The organism is Sphingomonas sp. GW821-FHT02B09 (assembly GCF_059421875.1).
In genome coordinates this window covers 303,288-320,104 of the sequence record NZ_JBWKVV010000001.1, presented here as the reverse complement: position 1 = coordinate 320,104, position 16,817 = coordinate 303,288, and the positions used below count along the sequence as shown (strand labels likewise).

The window sequence follows — 16,817 nt, the reverse complement described above, 5'->3', positions numbered from 1 at the left end:
CCGCCGCACATGCGGATCGGTTGCACCGCACTCGTGCTATAATCGAAGAACCGTCCGCGACTGACGCCGGCGCAATCGCACACGGCCGAATTGCACGCACGTGATTTCGCGGCGGCGCACTTATCGCATTAACGGCTTTTAAATCCATTACTGACCAAAAGGCAGTCGTTAGCTGTCTCGCCCGCTTTAGCATCGGCCTGCCGGCAAACGGCGTTGCGGTGCTATAATTCAATGAGGCGATCGAGACATGACCACCATGACGTTGGTGCTCAATGATGACGCATGCCTGAAGACGGTCGGGGATATTTCCGATCGTCTACGGGATGCTGCGTCCGAGCATGACAGCATTTGCCTCGATCTCGCCACGGCCGGCAATATCGACCTTAGTATCTTGCAACTTATTGAGTCCACCCGGCGAAATGCTGCGGATGGCGGCGCGGCGGTGACGCTCGCCCAGCCCGCTTCGCCGGCGCTCGCCGCGCTGCTCGATCGCGCCGGCTTCCTGGCGGCGGCGTCGCCTGCCGACATCACCTTCTGGTTCCACGGAGAATTGCCGCAATGACCGCTTCCATCCTGACCGTCGACGACAGCGCCAGTTTGCGCATGGCGATCCGCATCGCGCTGACGGGCGCGGGCTATGCCGTGACCGAGGCGGGCGATGGCGTCGAGGGGCTCGCCAAGGCCGCGGAAACGCGGTTCGATCTGATCGTCACGGATCTCAACATGCCCAACATGGATGGGCTGACGATGATTCGCGAGTTGCGCAAGCAACCCGAACAGGCCGGCGTGCCGATCCTGTTCCTGACGACGGAATCGGACGGCGACATCAAGGCGCAGGCGAAGGCGGCGGGCGCCACCGGCTGGCTGGTCAAGCCGTTCGTCCCCGAACAGCTCGTCAAGACCGCGCGCAAGGTGCTCGGCAGATGACCGAGGATCCCGCCGCCGCCTTCCGGGTCGAAGCCGCCGAACTGCTCGACCAGGTCGAGCAGGGGCTGCTCGACCTCGGCCATCACCTCGGCGACACCGCGTTGGTCAACGCCGTGTTCCGCGGGTTGCACACGCTCAAGGGCTCGGGCGCGATGTTCGGCTTCGACGCGCTCGCCGCCTTCACCCATCATTGCGAGAGCGCCTTCGACAAGGTGCGCAAGGGCGAGGTGCCGGCGACCGAGGAACTCGTCGCGGTGATCCTCTCGGCGGGCGACCATATGCGCGCGCTGGTCGACGGCGATCCCGATACCGGCGAGGGCGAGGCGATCCTCGCACGGCTGGCGGATGCGGTCGCCGCCGCGCAGACCGATGGCGTCGCGGTCGCGGCGCCCGCCGCGGCGCAGCGCGGCTGGAAATTGTTCTTCCGCCTGCCCGTCGATGCGATGCGCAACGGTACCAACCCGCTGACCCTGCTCGACGAATTGCGCGAGCTGGGTGCGTGCACGATCGCGGTGCGGACCGACGCGGTACCGCCGCTGCCGGCGCTGGTGCCGACCGACTGCCATCTCGGCTGGGACGTGACGCTGACCGGCGACATCAGCCGCGAGGCGATCGAGGACGTGTTCATCTTCGTGATGGACGACATGACGCTCGAGATCGAAGCGATCGAGCCGGACGCGCCGGATGCCGCGGTTGCGGAGGCGGTCGCCGCGGCACCGGTCGAAGACGAAGGCCAGCACGAGGCGAAGCTGCCCGTCAAGCCGGCGGCGGAAAGCGTCCGCGTGCCCGCCGAGCGGCTCGACCTGCTGATGGATCGCGTCGGCGAGCTGGTAATCGCGCAGAGCCGGCTGTCGCAGCTCGCGCATCAGGATGGCGGCGTCGCGCTGCGCTCGGTGTCCGAGGAGATCGAGCGGCTGTCGGGCGAGTTGCGCGACACGATGATGGGGCTGCGCATGGTGCCGGTCGGCACGCTGTTCGGCCGCTTCCGCCGCCTCGTCCACGATCTCGCGCGCGACACCGGCAAGGCGATCGAGCTGGTCACCGACGGCGAGGCGACCGAGATCGACAAGACCGTCGTCGAACGCCTGTTCGATCCGCTCGTCCATATCGTCCGCAACAGCTGCGACCATGGCTTGGAGCCAGCGGACGTCCGCGCCGCCGCCTGCAAGCCCGCCACCGGCACGGTCCGGCTGGCGGCGCATCAGGCCGGCGGCGAGGTGGTCATCACGATCCGCGACGATGGTCGCGGCATCGACCGCGGCCGCGTCCGCGCCAAGGCGGAGGCGAACGGCCTCGTCCAGCCCGGCCAGGTGCTGACCGACGGGGAATTGCTGGGCCTGATCTTCGCGCCCGGCTTCTCGACCGCCGCGCAGGTGACCAATTTGTCGGGCCGCGGCGTCGGCATGGACGTCGTCAAGCGCACGATCGAGACGCTGCGCGGCACGATCGATGTCGCCTCGGTCGACGGCGAGGGTTCGACGATCACATTGCGCATCCCGCTGACGCTGGCGATCATCGACGGGCTGCTCGTCCGTGTCGGCGACGGCCGCTACGTGCTGCCGCTCGCCGCGGTCGAGGAATGCCTCGAACTCAGTCCCGAGGAGGATATCCGCTCGCGCGGGCGCAGCCTAATCAGCCTGCGCGACCGGCTGGTGCCGTTCGTCCGGCTGCGCGACCTGTTCGCCACCGGTACGGCGCCCGATCCCTATCAGAAGATCGTCGTCGTCTCGATCGGCGCGGAACGCGTCGGACTGGTCGTCGACCAGATCATCGGCAACCACCAGACCGTCATCAAGTCGATGTCGGCGCTGCATCGCGACATCGGCTCCTTCTCGGGCGCCACCATCCTCGGCGACGGCAACGTCGCCCTCATCCTCGACATCGGCCATCTGGTCGATCTCGCCCAGCCCCGGGAGGAGCGGCTGCAGGCCGCGGGATAAACATGACCGATTCCACTCCCCTCCCCTGGACCGCCGACGGCACGCTCGAGGTCCTGTCCTTCGGCGTCGGCGGCGAGACCTTCGCGATCGAGGCCGTGCTGGTGCAGGAGATCCTCGACCTGATGCCCGAGACCGCGGTGCCGGGCGCCGATCCGCTGGTCGGCCACGTCATCAACTTCCGTGGCCGCGTCATTCCCCTCGCCGATCTGCGCCGGGCGTTCGACATGGCGCCGGCGGACACCACCCGCGACAATCGCATCGTCGTGATCGAGCGACCGGTCGGCGAGACGCTCGAACTGATCGGGCTGCGCGCCGACCGGGTCAACGAGGTGACGACCCTGTCGTCGCGCGATTGCGAAGCGGCACCGGCGATCGGCATGCGCTGGCGCCGCGACCACATCCGCGGGCTCATCCAGCACCATGGCGAGATCGTCGTCCTGCCCGACCTCGACGCCATCTTCGCGACCGTCGTCCACTGACCTGCCGGCCGACGGCCGCACGATAATCACCCGGGGGGGAGAAACCGCCATGAACGCATTCACCAATCTGTCGATACCGAAAAAGCTGATCGTCTGCTTCACGATCCTGCTGCTCTTCGCGATCGGCGCCAATACGGTCATCTACAACAAGTCCAACGACTTGAAGGCGGCGACCGAGATGAACCAGCACACGTTCGCGGTGATCGGCGCGGCCAATCGGATCCAGGAGAATGCGGTCAATCAGGAGACGGGCTATCGCGGCTATCTGCTGTCGGGCGACGCCAAATTCCTCGAACCCTATCGCAAGGGCGCGACCGATCTCGCCACCGCCTGGGACGAGGCGCGCAAACTGACCGCGGACAATCCGCGCCAGCAGGAGCGGTTGCAGAAGATCAAGACGCTGGTCGACGACTGGCACGACCGTGTCGCCGAGCGTGCCATCCACCTGATGGGCAATCCGCAGACCGTCGGCGACGCACGCCAGATCGAGATCAGCGGCGCCGGCAAGCAGGTGTTCGACAGCCTGCGCGCCGAGATCGCCGCGGTGACTGACGAGGAAAACCGGCTGATGACCGAGCGTCAGGCCAATCAGACGGTCGCGTTCGCCACCATCGAACGCGCGATCTTCATCGGCACCGCGCTCACGCTGGTGCTGCTCGTCGCGATCGGTTTCAGCATGACGGTGACGATCGCGCGCCCCGTCGGCCGCGTCGCCGAGCTGCTCGGCACGCTCGCCACCCCGCTCGCGACCGATCGCCGCGACGAGGTCGGGCGGATGTTGGGCAGCGCACAGGCGGTCGAGGCGGCGTTCCGCGACATTTCGAACGTCGTTGCCGCGGTGTCGGTCGGCGACCTCTCGCAGCGGCTCGACCGCAATTATGGCGGCCTGAGCAGCGAGGTCAGCCGGTTGCTGACGACGATGACCGTCAATCTCAACGCGATGGCGACGCTTGCCGACCGTATCGCCAACGGCGACCTCACCGTCGATCACACGCCCTTGTCCGACAAGGATGTCCTCGGCCGTGCGCTGGTCACGATGATCGCGCGCCTGAGCACCGTCGTCGGCGATGCGACCGCCGCCGCCGCGAGCGTCGGCGCCGGCAGCCAGCAATTGTCCTCGGCCTCCGAACAGGTCAGCCAAGGCGCGACCGAACAGGCCGCCGCCGCAGAGGAAGCCTCGGCGTCGATGGAACAGATGGCTGCCAACATCAAACAGAATGCCGACAATGCGGCGCAGACCGAGAAGATCGCACGCCAGTCCTCGACCGAGGCGGAGCGCAGCGGCGCCGCCGTGCAGCGCGCGGTCGGCGCGATGCGGACGATCGCCGAGAAGATCGGCTTCGTGCAGGAAATCGCCCGTCAGACCGATTTGCTCGCGCTGAATGCGGCAGTCGAGGCGGCGCGGGCCGGCGATCACGGCAAGGGCTTCGCGGTCGTCGCCGCCGAGGTGCGCAAGCTCGCCGAGCGCAGCCAGGCGGCTGCGACCGAGATCAGCGCGATGTCCACGGACACAGTCGGCGCCGCCACCGAGGCGGGCGACATGCTGATCCGCCTCGTCCCCGACATCCGCCGCACCGCCGAGCTGGTCGCCGAGATCAGCGCCGCTTGCCGCGAACAGGACATCGGCGCCGCGCAGATCAATCAGGCGATCCAGCAGCTCGATCAGGTCACGCAGCAGAACGCCTCGGCGTCCGAGCAGATCTCGTCGACCTCCGATTCGCTCGCCGATCAGGCGGAGGAATTGCAGCAGAGCATCGCCTTCTTCCGTCTTGCCGACGCGGATCACGTCGGTCCCGCGCAACCGGCGCGCAAGGCGATCGCCGCCACCGCTTCGACGCGTCGCCGCGTGCCGATCAAAGGCACGAAGAGTGCCAGCCTGACCAAGGCGAAGCCGGGGACGATCGCCGACCAGCAGTCGCGCGTGCGCGGCTATGCGCTCGACCTCAACACCGGCGGCCCGGATGCCGAGGACGCCGACTTCGGCCGCGCAGCCTGACCGGGATCGGATGGCATTTCGATCGCCATCCGATCCACCACCGGCGTCACGACGCCCCCCATTCGACGCGCGACGCAGCGCCTCCGACCTCTAGGATTTTCCCATGCGAGCCACGATCAAGATGAAGCTGGGGATCGCCTTTGCGATCCTGACCGCGATGTTGCTGATGGTGATCGGCCTCGGCATCGCCAAGTCGAACACCCTCAACGACGCGATCACCGACGTCATCGCCGGTCCGGCCAAGCAGCTCCAGACGGCGCAGCAGGTCGAGACCCATCTCGGCTACATGCTGTCGAACCAGAAGGCGCTCGCGCTCAACACCGATCAGCAGATCATGGCCGGCTACAATATCGACACCGCTCGCCGGGTGCGTCAGTTCGAGACCTTGCTTGCCGATGGCGAGAGCCGGGCGGCGGCGGACGACAAGCCGTTGTGGCGCCAGGTGCGGCAGGATTGGGAAGCCCTGAAGCCCGTCTACGAGCGGATCAGCGCCCTCGGCACCGCGAACGATAACGCCAAGGCGGGTGAACTCACCGAAACCGAACAGAAGAAGATGGTCGAGGCGATCACACGCGATGTCAGCGCCATCGTCGATCGGCAGAGCGCGCACATGCACGAGGCGGACGAAGAGACCAACGTGCTTTATGCCGACGCGCGCAACCTGCTGATCGGCGTCGGCGTCGCCGCGACGCTGCTCGCGGCGGCCTGCGCGGTCTGGATTTCGACCCTGGTGTCGCGCGGCCTGAAGCGGATCGGCGCGGCGATCGACGCGGTGGCGATCGGCGATCTCGACCATGATATCGCCGCGACCAACAACGACGAGATCAAGGATCTGGTCGACACCGTCAATCGCATGACGATCAACCTGCGGCAGAGCGCGCAGCTCGCCCAGTCGGTGTCGACCGGCGATCTCACCATCGATCACAAGCCACTGTCCGACAAGGATACGCTCGGCCATGCCTTGGTCACGATGATCGAGAAGCTGCGCTCCGTCGTCGGCGATGCGACGCAGGCCTCGGCCAGCGTCGCCGCGGGCAGCCAGCAATTGTCCTCGGCCTCCGAGCAGGTCAGCCAGGGCGCGACCGAACAGGCCGCCGCCGCCGAGGAAGCCTCGGCGTCGATGGAACAGATGGCCGCGAACATCAAACAGAATGCCGACAATGCCGCGCAGACCGAGAAGATTGCGCGCCAGTCCTCGACCGAGGCGGAGCGCAGCGGCGCCGCCGTGCAGCGTGCGGTCGGTGCGATGCGGACGATCGCCGAAAAGATCGGCTTCGTGCAGGAAATCGCCCGTCAGACCGATCTGCTCGCGCTCAACGCGGCGGTCGAGGCGGCACGCGCCGGCGATCACGGCAAGGGCTTCGCGGTCGTCGCCGCCGAGGTGCGCAAGCTCGCCGAGCGCAGCCAGGCCGCCGCAACCGAAATCAGCGCGATGTCCTCGGACACGGTCGGTGCCGCCACCGAAGCGGGCGACATGCTGATCCGGCTGGTTCCGGACATCCGCCGCACCGCCGAGCTGGTCGCCGAGATCAGCGCCGCCTGCCGCGAGCAGGATATCGGCGCATCGCAGATCAATCAGGCGATCCAGCAGCTCGATCAGGTCACGCAGCAGAACGCCTCGGCGTCCGAGCAGATCTCCTCGACCTCGGAAGCGCTGTCCGATCAGGCGGAGGAACTGGAGCACAGCATCGCCTTCTTCCGGCTCGCCGACGATCGGCGGGACAGCGCCCCGCAGGCGCGACGCGTCGCGACGACCGCCGTGGTGCGTCGTGCCGACGTCAAGGGAACCAAAATGGCCAGATTGTCGAAGCCCAAGCCCGGGACGATCACCGATCAGCAGACGCGCGTGCGCGGCTTCGCGCTCGATCTGGCCAACGGCGGTCCGGATGCGGAAGACGCCGATTTCGGACGCGCGGCATGAGCGGCGGTGACGGCACGCTGCAGACGATCGTCTTCGGCATCGGCGACGAACTGTTCGCCCTGCCGATCGGCGTCGTTCGCGAAATCCTCGATCACGGCCCGGCGTTCCGCGTCCCCAATGCGCCTGACTGGCTGATCGGCCTGTGCGACGTACGCGGCCTGTCGGTGCCGATGGTCGATTTCCGCATCTGCCTCGGCCTGCCCAGCGTCGCGGTGACGCCGGCGACGCGCGTGCTGGTGGTCGAATCGGACACCGGCGGCGAGCGCCCGCTCGTCATCGGGCTGGTCGTCGACCGGGTGCTCGACGTCAGCACCTGGTCGCGCGAGGCGATCGAGCCGTTGCCCGACACCGGCACCGCCTGGCATTCGCGCCATGTCGTCAGCGTGCTGCGCCGCGACGGCGGCTTCGTCGGTCTGCTCGAACTCGACGGCGTCCTGGCCGGCATGGCGCAGATCCTCGCCCAGTCGAGCGCGGCGCCCCCGGTCGCGGCAGTCTCGTGAGCGATTTAAGCTATGACCGGATCGTCGAGGATCTGCTGTCGGCGCGCGATTTCGCCCGCATCTCCGCTTATGTGACGGAGGTGTCGGGCATCAAGATGCCGTCGAACAAATCCTCGATGCTCAGCGGCCGGCTGCGCCGCCGGGTGCGGGCGACCGGCCACGAGACGCTCGCCGATTATTGCAACTGGCTGTTCGAGGAGGGCGGCATGGCGGTGGAAGCCGAGCATCTGATCAACGCGGTGACCACCAACAAGACCGATTTCTTCCGCGAGCCCGGCCATTTCGACTATCTCACCGGCACGCTGCTGCCGGCGCTGGTGGCGGAGGGACGCAACCGTCTGCGCGTGTGGAGCGCCGGCTGCTCGACCGGCGCGGAGCCTTATACGCTGGCGATGCTGCTCGACGCCTTCGCGCAGGAGCGCGGCGGGCCGGATTTCGGCATCCTCGCCACCGACCTTGATACCGACGTGCTGGCAGTCGCGCGGCGCGGCATCTTCCCGCGCGCCGCGGTCGAGCCGGTGCCGCCATTGCTCCAGCAACGCTACGTGCTGCGCCCGACCGCGCCGGGCCGCGACGAGGTGCGCATCGCCCCGGCGCTGCGCGCGGCGATCGGCTTCGCAGCGCTCAACCTGATGGACGATCATTATCCCGTCGGTGCGCCGATGGACATGATCTTCTGCCGCAACGTGCTGATCTACTTCGATCGCGAGACGCAGGAGAAGGTCGTGCGGCGGCTGCTCGCCAATCTGCGCTCGGGCGGCCATCTGTTCCTCGGTCATTCGGAATCGATCGCCGACCTCGACCTTCCGCTCACTTTGGTGGGCAACACCATCTTCAGGCGCCACTGACATGCCGGCCAAGCCCGTCCGCGTCCTGATCATCGACGACAGCGCCAGCGTGCGCCAGGCGATGACCCAGATCCTCTCCGCCGATCCGCAGATCGAGGTGATCGCCGCCGCCGCCGATCCCTTCGCCGCGGCGCGCTACATCCAGGCCGAGGTGCCCGACGTCATCACCCTCGACGTCGAAATGCCGCGAATGGACGGCATCACCTTCCTGCGCCGGATGATGGCGCAATGCCCGACGCCGGTCGTCATGTGCTCGTCGCTGGTCGAGGAAGGTTCGGAGACGTTGCTGCAGGCGCTCGAGGCGGGTGCGGTCGACGTCATCCTCAAGCCGCGCGTCGGCGTCGCCGATCATCTGGTCGAGGCGCATCTGCATATCTGCGAGACGGTGAAGGGCGCCGCCAAGGCGCGGCTCGGCCGCCGCCAGCCGTCCGGCACGGCGCCGCAGCAGCGGCTGACCGCCGACGCGGTGCTGCCGCCGCCCAGCGGCCGCGCGATGAGCCGCACCACCGAGATGGTGGTGTGCATCGGCGCCTCGACCGGCGGGACCGAGGCGCTGCGCGAGGTGTTGACCGCGCTGCCCGCCAATTCGCCGGGCATCGTCGTCGTCCAGCACATGCCGGAAAGCTTCACCCGCGCCTTCGCCAAGCGGCTCGACGGCATGTGCGAGGTCGACGTCAAGGAGGCCGAGGACGGCGACACGGTGATGCGCGGCCGGGTGCTGATCGCGCCGGGCGGCCTGCGCCACATGATGCTCGAACGCCAGGGCGCCCGCTATGTCGCTGCGGTGCGCGAGGGGCCTCTGGTGTCGCGGCACCGGCCGTCGGTCGACGTGCTGTTCCGCTCCGCCGCACGTAACGCCGGATCGAACGCGGTCGGCATCATCATGACCGGCATGGGCGACGACGGCGCGCGCGGGCTGCTCGAGATGAAACAGGCGGGCGCCCGCACGCTGGCGCAGGACGAGGCGACCTCGATCGTCTTCGGCATGCCCAAGGAAGCGATCGCCCGTGGCGCGGCGGATCGCGTCGTGCCGCTCGGCGCGATCGCCCGTGAACTGCTGCTCGCCACCGCACGATAATTAGGACAAGACGATGCTTCAGGACAGCAACGCGTTGGTCGTGGTCGAACCGGCGGAATGCCCGATGCGGCGGGGGCTGGCGCAGCTCGCCGCCAATCTCGACACGCGCTTCCTGCGTGCGGGCACGACGCTCGCCGATGCGATCGGGATGATCGACCGGATCGTCGGCGGGCTCGACACGATCGTCGATGCGCTCGACGCCAGCAACGCCGGCGCCGCCGCCGCCGATCTCGCCGAGGTCGCCGCGCGCATCACCGCCTTGCCCGCCGCGCTCGCCGGGCGCACCGGCCGGGTCAAGACGATCGCGGCGATCGCCGGACTGCTGCGCCAGCATGTGCTCGACATGCATCGCTCGCTGCGCGTGCTCGGCATCTACGGCATGAACATCAAGATCGCCGCCTCGGGCGAGCCGCAGTTCGTCGGCTTCGTCAACGGCATGAACGGCAAGCTCGCCGCCGGCGAGACGCTGCTGACCGAGGTGATCAGCAAGCTCAAGGAACTGGAGACGGGGCTCGCCAGCGTCCAGCAGGTCGATCGCCTGCTCACCGCCGAATGCGTCAAGGCGGTGCCGGCGGTGCCGCAGCGTCTCGCCGCCGATGCTGCCGCGCTCGGCGTCCACCTCCAGGGCGCCGCGCAGCTCGCCCGCCGCGTCGCCGCGATCGCGCGCAGCATCCAAACCAAGGTGGCGGTGCTGCTCGGCGCGCTGCAGGTCGGCTACAGCACCCGTCAGCGGCTGGAACACGTCGTCGCCGCGCTGCAACTGGTCGAATCGCACGGCTGCGGCCCGGGGGCGGCGGCGCATGTCGATCGCCTGCTGGCCGCGCAGCTCGATGCGGTCGTCCATGACTTCGGCCGCGAGACGGGCGCGCTGGTCGACTCGCTGGACGCGCTGATCCCCGATGGCCGCGCCTTGCTCGACCTGATCGCCGAACAGGCCGGCGAGGACAATCGCGGCTTCCTCACCCGGCTGGAGGAGAGCGTCACCGGCATGGACCGGATCATCGTCCAGCTGCAATCGGCACATCGGCAGGCGGAGGGGATGACCGGGCTGATCGATGCGACCGTGACCGAGCTGACGCAGCGCGTCGGCCGGCTGAGCGCGATTCGCACCGACGTACAGGATATCGCCACCAACACCCGCCTGCTCTGCCGTCGGCATGGCACCGTCGGTCGCGCCGTCGCGGTCGTCGCGCAGGAGGTGGATGCCTATGCGCGCGACCTCGGCGCGACGACGATCGACGTCGGGCATACGATCGGGCGGCTCGGCGATGCCGAAGTGTCGCTGGCGCTGAGCAATGACGAGCCGGATGTCGCGACGATGCTCGCCCGTGCGCTCCTCGTCATCCGCGAGGCGTGCCGCCGGACCGATCAGGTCGTGCTGCAGGGTGGCGACGACGCGCAGCGGCTGGTCGAACTCGTCGAGGCGACCGCGGTCGACCTCGCGCAGGAGCTGGCGCTGGCCGGCACGATGGAAGAGGCGTCGGCGATTCTGGCGGAACGCGCCAGCGACCTGCCCACGCTGACGGAAGACGACGAGGGCGCGTTGCACGCCGTCCTGCCCGCGATCGCCAAGCTCTACACGATGGCCGCGGAGCGCGACGTCCACGCCCGCTTCCTCCTGCCCGGCATGGCGCCGACGGCGCATGCTGCCAACGACGATGACGACGACGACGGACTGTTCTGATCCGCCTCGGCGCGGACCGTCACCGGCCTGACCCAATCCGCGGCTAGGCGGCCGCGGATGACGCTCCTCCGCCTGCTGCCCGCCCTGCTCCTCTTCGCCGCGTCCACGCCGCTCGCCGCGCGGCCGGCGCTCACCGTCGAGCGCGTCGTCGTGCTGATGCGGCACGGCGTGCGTGCGCCGATCGACGGCGAGGCGCCGGAGGGGACGCGCACTGCGGCGCCATGGCCGCATTGGCCCGTGCCGGCCGAGCATCTGACGCCGCATGGCGCGCGGGCGATGACGATCCTCGGCGCGGAAGATCGCCGCGCATTGATTGCCGCCGGGCTGTTGCCGCGCGTCGGCTGTCCTGCCCCGCGCACGGTGCGCATCCACGCCAACACCGCCGAGCGCACGATCGCCAGCGGAACCGCCTTCGCCGCTGGCCTCGCGCCGGGCTGCACGATCCCGGTGGATCACCTCGCGCCCGATCGCGCCGATCCGCTGTTCGAGCCGCTGCGCGCCGGTGCGACCCGGTTCGACCCGGCGACCGCGATCGCCGACATCCAGCATTATACCGGCGGCGTCGACGCGCTTGCCCGCCGCCATGCCGCAGTGATCGCGCGGCTCGACGTGCTGCTGGGCTGCGGCGCGCCGCCGGGGTGCAGCTCCGTCACGCCCTCGCGCATCGTTGCGTCGGCCGACGGCCGGGGCATCGAGCTGAGCGGGCCGATCCGCACCACCTCGGGCACGGCGCAGGTGCTCCTGCTGCAATATGCCGAGGGGCTCGACCCACCCGGCTGGCCGCGGATCGACGCGGCCGCGCTCCGTCGGGTCGGCGCGCTCCACGCCGCGCTGTTCGACGTCTTCACCCGCCCGCCCTACATGGCCGCGCATCAGGCCGCGGTCTTCGGCCGTCGCATGCTCGCAGGGCTGACCGGCGCCGATGCCCCTCCGGTCGACATATTGGTCGGCCACGACACCAACGTCACCTCGCTTGCCGCCGTCCTGCACGTCCCGCTGCGCGCGCCGGGCTATGCCGAGGGCGATGTCGCCCCCGGCGGCGCGATCTGGCTCGAACGGTTGTACGATCCCTCGCGCAAGCGGCGATACGTCCGGGCCTCCTACCGAACGCAATCACCCGATGATCTGCGCCGCCTGTCGCCGAGGGTGACGGTCACGCCGCTGCCGATCCCCGGCTGCGGCGTGACCGGTCTATGCGAACTCGCGACCTTCGACCGGATGATCCGTCGCCGTCTCGCGGCGACTCAATAAGCCGCGGTGAAGCGGCCGCGGCTGTGCTGCGGCAGTTCGAGCTCATCGACCATCGCGATCGCGAAATCCGCAAAGCTGATCCTGCTCTCGCCATTCGCATCGACAACGAGCTGATCGCCGCCGGTGCGATACCGGCCGGTCCGCGGCCCTTCGAAGATCTGCGCCGCCGGCGAGAAGAAGGTCCAGTCGACCTCTTGCTCGTCCCGCAACGCGTCGAGGAAGGCGATCCCGCCGGCAGCGAACGGCTTCCATTCCTCCGGAAAGTCCGGTGTGTCGAACAGCCGCTGACCCGGTGCGACCTCAAGGCTCGCGGCACCACCAGTGACCAGCAATCGCGGCACGCCCGCCCGCTTGACCGCCGCCAGCAACGTGTCCGCCGTGACGTCGAAATGCAGCGCGCTGATCACCGCATCGCTGCCGCGGATCAGCTCGGCGAGCGCCGCCGGGTCGGACGCGTCGCCCGCCACCGCCTCGATCCCCTCCGCCTGCGGGATCGCCGCCGGGTTTCGGGCGATGCCCCGCACTTTGTGGTCGCGTGCGGCGAGCTCCCTCGCGATCTCCGACCCGGCGTGACCGCTCGCACCCAATACCGCTATCTGCATGTCGCACCTCCATTGGTTTCCATCGGTGACCAACATCGCTAGAGGTGACCCATGAGGCAAGACGGCACTTTCATCTCCCTTGGTCACCCGGGCGAAACCGCCACCGGACGCGGCGACGCCTATGCGCGCGACTGCCCGACGCGCCAGTTGCTCGACCGGATCGGCGACAAATGGAGCGTGCTGATCCTGCTGCTGCTCGGCGACCGGGAATTGCGCTTCGGCCAGCTCAAGCTGCGGATCGGCGGTATCTCCCAGAAGATGCTGAGCCAGACGCTGCGCGCGCTCGAACGCGACGGGCTGGTGACGCGCCACGCCGTCGCGACGGTGCCGGTCAGCGTCAGCTATCGCGTCACCCCGCTCGGCCGAGACCTGCTCGCCGCGCTGCGGCTGATGATCGACTGGGCGGAGACCCGCATGCCCGAGGTGGCGGCGGCGCAGGGTCGCTACGACATGCGCGTCGCGGCAGATCGCGCATCGTCCGTCCTCCCGGCGCGTTGATCCGCGATGGCCGTCTTCTTCACCGCCGACACGCATTTCGGCGACCATCGCACGATCAACATCCAGCACCGGCCGTTCGCGGACACCGCGACGATGGACGCGACGCTCATCGCGCGCTGGAACGCGCGCGTCGCGCCGGACGATATCGTCTGGCACCTCGGCGACGTCGCCCGCCGGGCCGGCGATGTCGCCGGGCTGCTCGACCGGCTGCACGGCAGCAAGCATCTGCTCGCCGGCAACAACGATCCCGACGGCACCCGCGTCGCCGCCGGCTGGGCGAGCGTCGGCGATTATGCCGAGCTGTCGCTCGACGGCCACGCGCTCGTTCTCTGCCATTATCCCTTCCGCAGCTGGAACGGCCAGCATCGCCGCGCGATCAACCTGCACGGCCATAGCCACGGCCGGCTGAAGCCGATGCCGCGCCAATTCGACGTCGGCGTCGACGCCCGCGATTTCGCGCCGGTCACGCTCGCCGAATTGCTGGCCCCGATGCCGCCGGCCGCTCGTTGAGCAGCAGCAACGCCAAGGATATCATCATGACCGACCAACCGGACGACGCCACCGACCGCCCCGATGCCGACGACACCGCCGGCAAGACGACCCGCGCCGTCGAGGAATCGGGCAGCAGCGGCACCGACGATAAGCATGTCGGCAAGGCGCAGGAGGATCTCGACGCGGACGACCTGAAGGGCTTCGTCAAGGACCCCCTCGAACAATGACGGATCGCAACACGTTCGGACACGATGCCGGCCGGCGCGACGGCGTTGCCGGCAACCGCCCGTTGATCCGGCGGGTGATCATCGTGATGATCGCCTTCCTCGCCGTATCGATGGCCGGCATGCTGGCGCTCGGCATCGCGCTTTACCGGAGTTGACCGCCGTCGCGGATCAGTCCGCGTCGGGCATCATCCGGGCGGACAGGTCCATCAGGTTGCGCGCCGCGTCGCGATCGGCCTCCTTCTCGAAGACCGCGTCGAGCGCCGGTGCCGCGTCCAGCATATAGAGCAAGGTCCACAACGCGAACCGCCGCGCCCGGTCGCGCTCGAGGCCGAGATCGACCCTCATATGCTCGATTCCAGCGGCGATCGCCTCTGGCGGCACCGTTGCCAGTTGGTCGGTGCCGAAATAGCGGCGCATCTGGTCGTCGAGGTCCATCGCCGAGCCTCCTAGCGGCGGATCATCCGGCGGCAAGCCCGCAAGGGTCGCGGCTCATCCTTCTTCCGCAGGATTGTCGCGCCAGATCCGCTCGGCGAGCAGCGTGGCGAAGCCGAGCCAGGCGACGAACGGCACTCCGACCGCCGCCGCCGGCCTGTCGACCCGCGCGGCGGTCGCGACATAGGCGGCGCCCGATGCGACCATCGCACCCGATGCCGCCGCACTCGCGCCGAGCTTCTTCTCGCGGAAGAACAAGTGCGTCCAGCCGCCGACCATTGCGGTGTTGAGCAGCCAGAGCCCGACCGCGGCATTGCGCGCCGGCCCCGCCGGTCGTCGCAGCAGGCGATAGCCGCCGACCGCCAGGCCGGTCTCCAGCACCGGCCAGACCGCGCCGAAGGCCGCATCGGGCGGGGTGAAGCCGGGCTTGTCGAGCCGGCGATACCAGCGCCGAATGCCGGGGTGCGACGGATCGGGCGCGTTGCGCCGCCCGAGCACCGCACTCGCCCCCAAGACGACGCCGACCGCGCCGAGCGCGAGCAGCGGCGACAGTCCGCCCGCCGCCGATGCCGCGACGCCGGATGGCGCCGGTTCCGGCGCGACGATCGTCGCATCGGTCGGGATGGCGTCATCGTAGCGGGACAGATCGGGCTCCTTCGGGCCGCCCCCGAACACTTTGCCCATCGCCTTGTGGACGATGGGAAGGCTCGCCGCCGCGAGCGCGCCATGCAGCAGGCGGATGGCGAGCCGGCTCTGCGGGTTCATCAGCCGCGGTGCGATCTTGGGAACGCCCTGCGTGTCCTCGACCATCGGGCGCATCGCCTGCTCATAGGAGTCGAACGCCGCGGCGACATCGTCGTGCCGCGCCATCTCCGCCGCCAGCACATAGGCGCCGGTGATCGCCAGCGTCGTGCCGATCCCGGCGATCGGCGTCGCGCACCATGCGGCATCGCCGGTCAGCACCACCCTGCCCTTCGACCAGCGCTTCATCCGCACCTGACGCAGCACGTCGAAATAGAAATCGTCGGTCGTCGCTATGCCGTCCAGCACGCGGGCGGTCTGCCAGCCGGCATCGGCGAACCGCTCGCGCAGCCACGCTTTCTGGCGGTCCGTGCTCCAATCCTGCTCGCCGCCCGGCTGCTGCTGCACCGACAGCATCGCGCGGGTGGTGCCGTAACGGTCGGGCCGCAGCGATACGCTGCGCCCGCCGGTCGCATTGTACCACCGCCACAATTGCCCGTCGTCCGATGTCCGCGGGATCGTGAAATAGGCGATCGTCAGATCCATCCAGCGCGGCGCATTTTCGTTCGCGAAGACGTGTGAGCGGGTCGCCGATCCGACGCCCTCGGCGACGATGACCGCGTCGTATCGCGCGGTCCGTCCGCTGGCGAAGGTGACCACCGCCGCCGCGTCATCCTCGTCGATCGCCGCCACGCTGTCGCCGAAGCGATAGGTGGCGCGCGCCGCGGCGGGTTCGTAGACCAAGCGGGCGAGATCGCCGCGCAGGATCTCCATCTCGGCAGTGGGTCCGTCGGCTCCGAGCTCGGCGGTGATGAACTGCGCGGCGACGCTGCCGTCGCTTTTGACCCATGCGGTGCCTTCCTCGCCGGTGCCACGATCCAGCGCCGCCTGTTCCAGTCCCATGCGCCGTAGCACCTCGCGGCCGACGCCACGCACGTCGATATTCTGACCGCCGTCGCGAAACGCCGGTGCGCGTTCGACCACCTCCACATCGAAGCCGGCGCGGCCGAGCCACCACGCCGCGGTATTGCCGGCGACGCTGGCACCGGTGATCAGGATACGGCGGGACATGGCAGACTCTCCTCTGCCCCGCACAACGGCCGAGGTGACGGAAGGTCGCGTTCGTTCGTACTCCGTCGGACGGCGTCGATCCCGATCGTCGTGTTCGCACCGGGCCGCCACGTCGGCCACAAGCTAATTA

At 69.0% G+C, this 16,817-nt stretch carries 18 protein-coding genes; 15 read left to right on the top strand and 3 right to left on the bottom strand.

Annotation, left to right across the window (positions count from 1 at the left end; genetic code table 11):
• The first annotated feature begins 247 nt into the window (after positions 1–247).
• From AC07U4_RS01470 to AC07U4_RS01420, 11 genes are all read left to right on the top strand, one after another.
• Complete coding sequence (locus AC07U4_RS01470; RefSeq protein ID WP_495194186.1) at positions 248–562, top strand: STAS domain-containing protein; 315 nt, start codon at positions 248–250, stop codon at positions 560–562.
• Positions 559–927: a response regulator gene (locus tag AC07U4_RS01465; protein ID WP_038658930.1), complete on the top strand. Its 369-nt coding sequence runs from the start codon at positions 559–561 to the stop codon at positions 925–927. The genes AC07U4_RS01470 and AC07U4_RS01465 overlap by 4 nt, the downstream gene beginning before the upstream one ends.
• Entirely contained in the window at positions 924–2,867 is a 1,944-nt protein-coding gene (locus AC07U4_RS01460; RefSeq protein WP_495194185.1) for a chemotaxis protein CheA, read from the top strand. The genes AC07U4_RS01465 and AC07U4_RS01460 overlap by 4 nt, the downstream gene beginning before the upstream one ends.
• A gap of 2 nt (positions 2,868–2,869) precedes the next feature.
• The gene (locus tag AC07U4_RS01455) at positions 2,870–3,346 is read left to right on the top strand and encodes a chemotaxis protein CheW (protein WP_495194184.1); all 477 of its coding nucleotides are present in this window, start codon (positions 2,870–2,872) and stop codon (positions 3,344–3,346) included.
• Between the two features lie 49 nt (positions 3,347–3,395).
• Positions 3,396–5,342: a methyl-accepting chemotaxis protein gene (locus AC07U4_RS01450; protein WP_495194183.1), complete on the top strand. Its 1,947-nt coding sequence runs from the start codon at positions 3,396–3,398 to the stop codon at positions 5,340–5,342.
• 103 nt (positions 5,343–5,445) lie between these two features.
• Positions 5,446–7,263, top strand: coding sequence for a methyl-accepting chemotaxis protein (locus AC07U4_RS01445; RefSeq protein ID WP_495194182.1), 1,818 nt, complete (start codon positions 5,446–5,448; stop codon positions 7,261–7,263).
• Positions 7,260–7,763 (top strand): chemotaxis protein CheW, encoded by a 504-nt coding sequence (locus tag AC07U4_RS01440; RefSeq protein WP_495194181.1) that lies wholly within the window; start codon positions 7,260–7,262, stop codon positions 7,761–7,763. Before AC07U4_RS01445 ends, AC07U4_RS01440 begins: the two co-directional genes overlap by 4 nt.
• Positions 7,760–8,611 carry a CheR family methyltransferase gene (locus AC07U4_RS01435; protein ID WP_281177478.1) on the top strand — a complete coding sequence of 284 codons (852 nt, stop codon included), beginning with the start codon at positions 7,760–7,762 and terminating at the stop codon, positions 8,609–8,611. The genes AC07U4_RS01440 and AC07U4_RS01435 overlap by 4 nt, the downstream gene beginning before the upstream one ends.
• A 1-nt stretch (position 8,612) precedes the next feature.
• Positions 8,613–9,689 carry a protein-glutamate methylesterase/protein-glutamine glutaminase gene (locus AC07U4_RS01430; RefSeq protein WP_495194180.1) on the top strand — a complete coding sequence of 359 codons (1,077 nt, stop codon included), beginning with the start codon at positions 8,613–8,615 and terminating at the stop codon, positions 9,687–9,689.
• Between the two features lie 13 nt (positions 9,690–9,702).
• Entirely contained in the window at positions 9,703–11,373 is a 1,671-nt protein-coding gene (locus tag AC07U4_RS01425; protein ID WP_495194179.1) for a hypothetical protein, read from the top strand.
• 57 nt (positions 11,374–11,430) lie between these two features.
• Complete coding sequence (locus tag AC07U4_RS01420; protein WP_495194178.1) at positions 11,431–12,624, top strand: histidine-type phosphatase; 1,194 nt, start codon at positions 11,431–11,433, stop codon at positions 12,622–12,624.
• On the opposite strand, the gene AC07U4_RS01415 is transcribed toward AC07U4_RS01420, so the two are convergent.
• Complete coding sequence (locus AC07U4_RS01415; RefSeq protein ID WP_495194177.1) at positions 12,618–13,226, bottom strand: NAD(P)-dependent oxidoreductase; 609 nt, start codon at positions 13,224–13,226, stop codon at positions 12,618–12,620. The genes AC07U4_RS01420 and AC07U4_RS01415 overlap by 7 nt on opposite strands.
• 51 nt (positions 13,227–13,277) lie before the next feature.
• Between AC07U4_RS01415 and AC07U4_RS01410 the strand changes: the two genes are divergently transcribed.
• The 4 genes from AC07U4_RS01410 to AC07U4_RS01395 are packed head-to-tail and all read left to right on the top strand — an operon-like array spanning position 13,278 to position 14,598.
• A complete protein-coding gene (locus AC07U4_RS01410; RefSeq protein ID WP_495194176.1) occupies positions 13,278–13,724 on the top strand; it encodes a winged helix-turn-helix transcriptional regulator in 447 nt (148 codons plus the stop codon).
• Between the two features lie 6 nt (positions 13,725–13,730).
• On the top strand, positions 13,731–14,234 hold the full coding sequence (locus AC07U4_RS01405; RefSeq protein ID WP_137898127.1) for a metallophosphoesterase family protein: 504 nt from the start codon (positions 13,731–13,733) through the stop codon (positions 14,232–14,234).
• Between the two features lie 26 nt (positions 14,235–14,260).
• Positions 14,261–14,443 (top strand): hypothetical protein, encoded by a 183-nt coding sequence (locus AC07U4_RS01400; RefSeq protein WP_137898126.1) that lies wholly within the window; start codon positions 14,261–14,263, stop codon positions 14,441–14,443.
• A complete protein-coding gene (locus AC07U4_RS01395; RefSeq protein WP_495194175.1) occupies positions 14,440–14,598 on the top strand; it encodes a hypothetical protein in 159 nt (52 codons plus the stop codon). The genes AC07U4_RS01400 and AC07U4_RS01395 overlap by 4 nt, the downstream gene beginning before the upstream one ends.
• 13 nt (positions 14,599–14,611) lie before the next feature.
• Here AC07U4_RS01395 and AC07U4_RS01390 read toward each other — a convergent pair whose 3' ends face one another.
• Both AC07U4_RS01390 and AC07U4_RS01385 read right to left on the bottom strand, forming a co-directional pair.
• A complete protein-coding gene (locus AC07U4_RS01390) occupies positions 14,612–14,878 on the bottom strand; it encodes a hypothetical protein (RefSeq protein WP_495194174.1) in 267 nt (88 codons plus the stop codon).
• A gap of 54 nt (positions 14,879–14,932) precedes the next feature.
• Positions 14,933–16,687, bottom strand: coding sequence for a tryptophan-rich sensory protein (locus AC07U4_RS01385; RefSeq protein WP_495194173.1), 1,755 nt, complete (start codon positions 16,685–16,687; stop codon positions 14,933–14,935).
• Positions 16,688–16,817 lie beyond the last annotated feature (130 nt).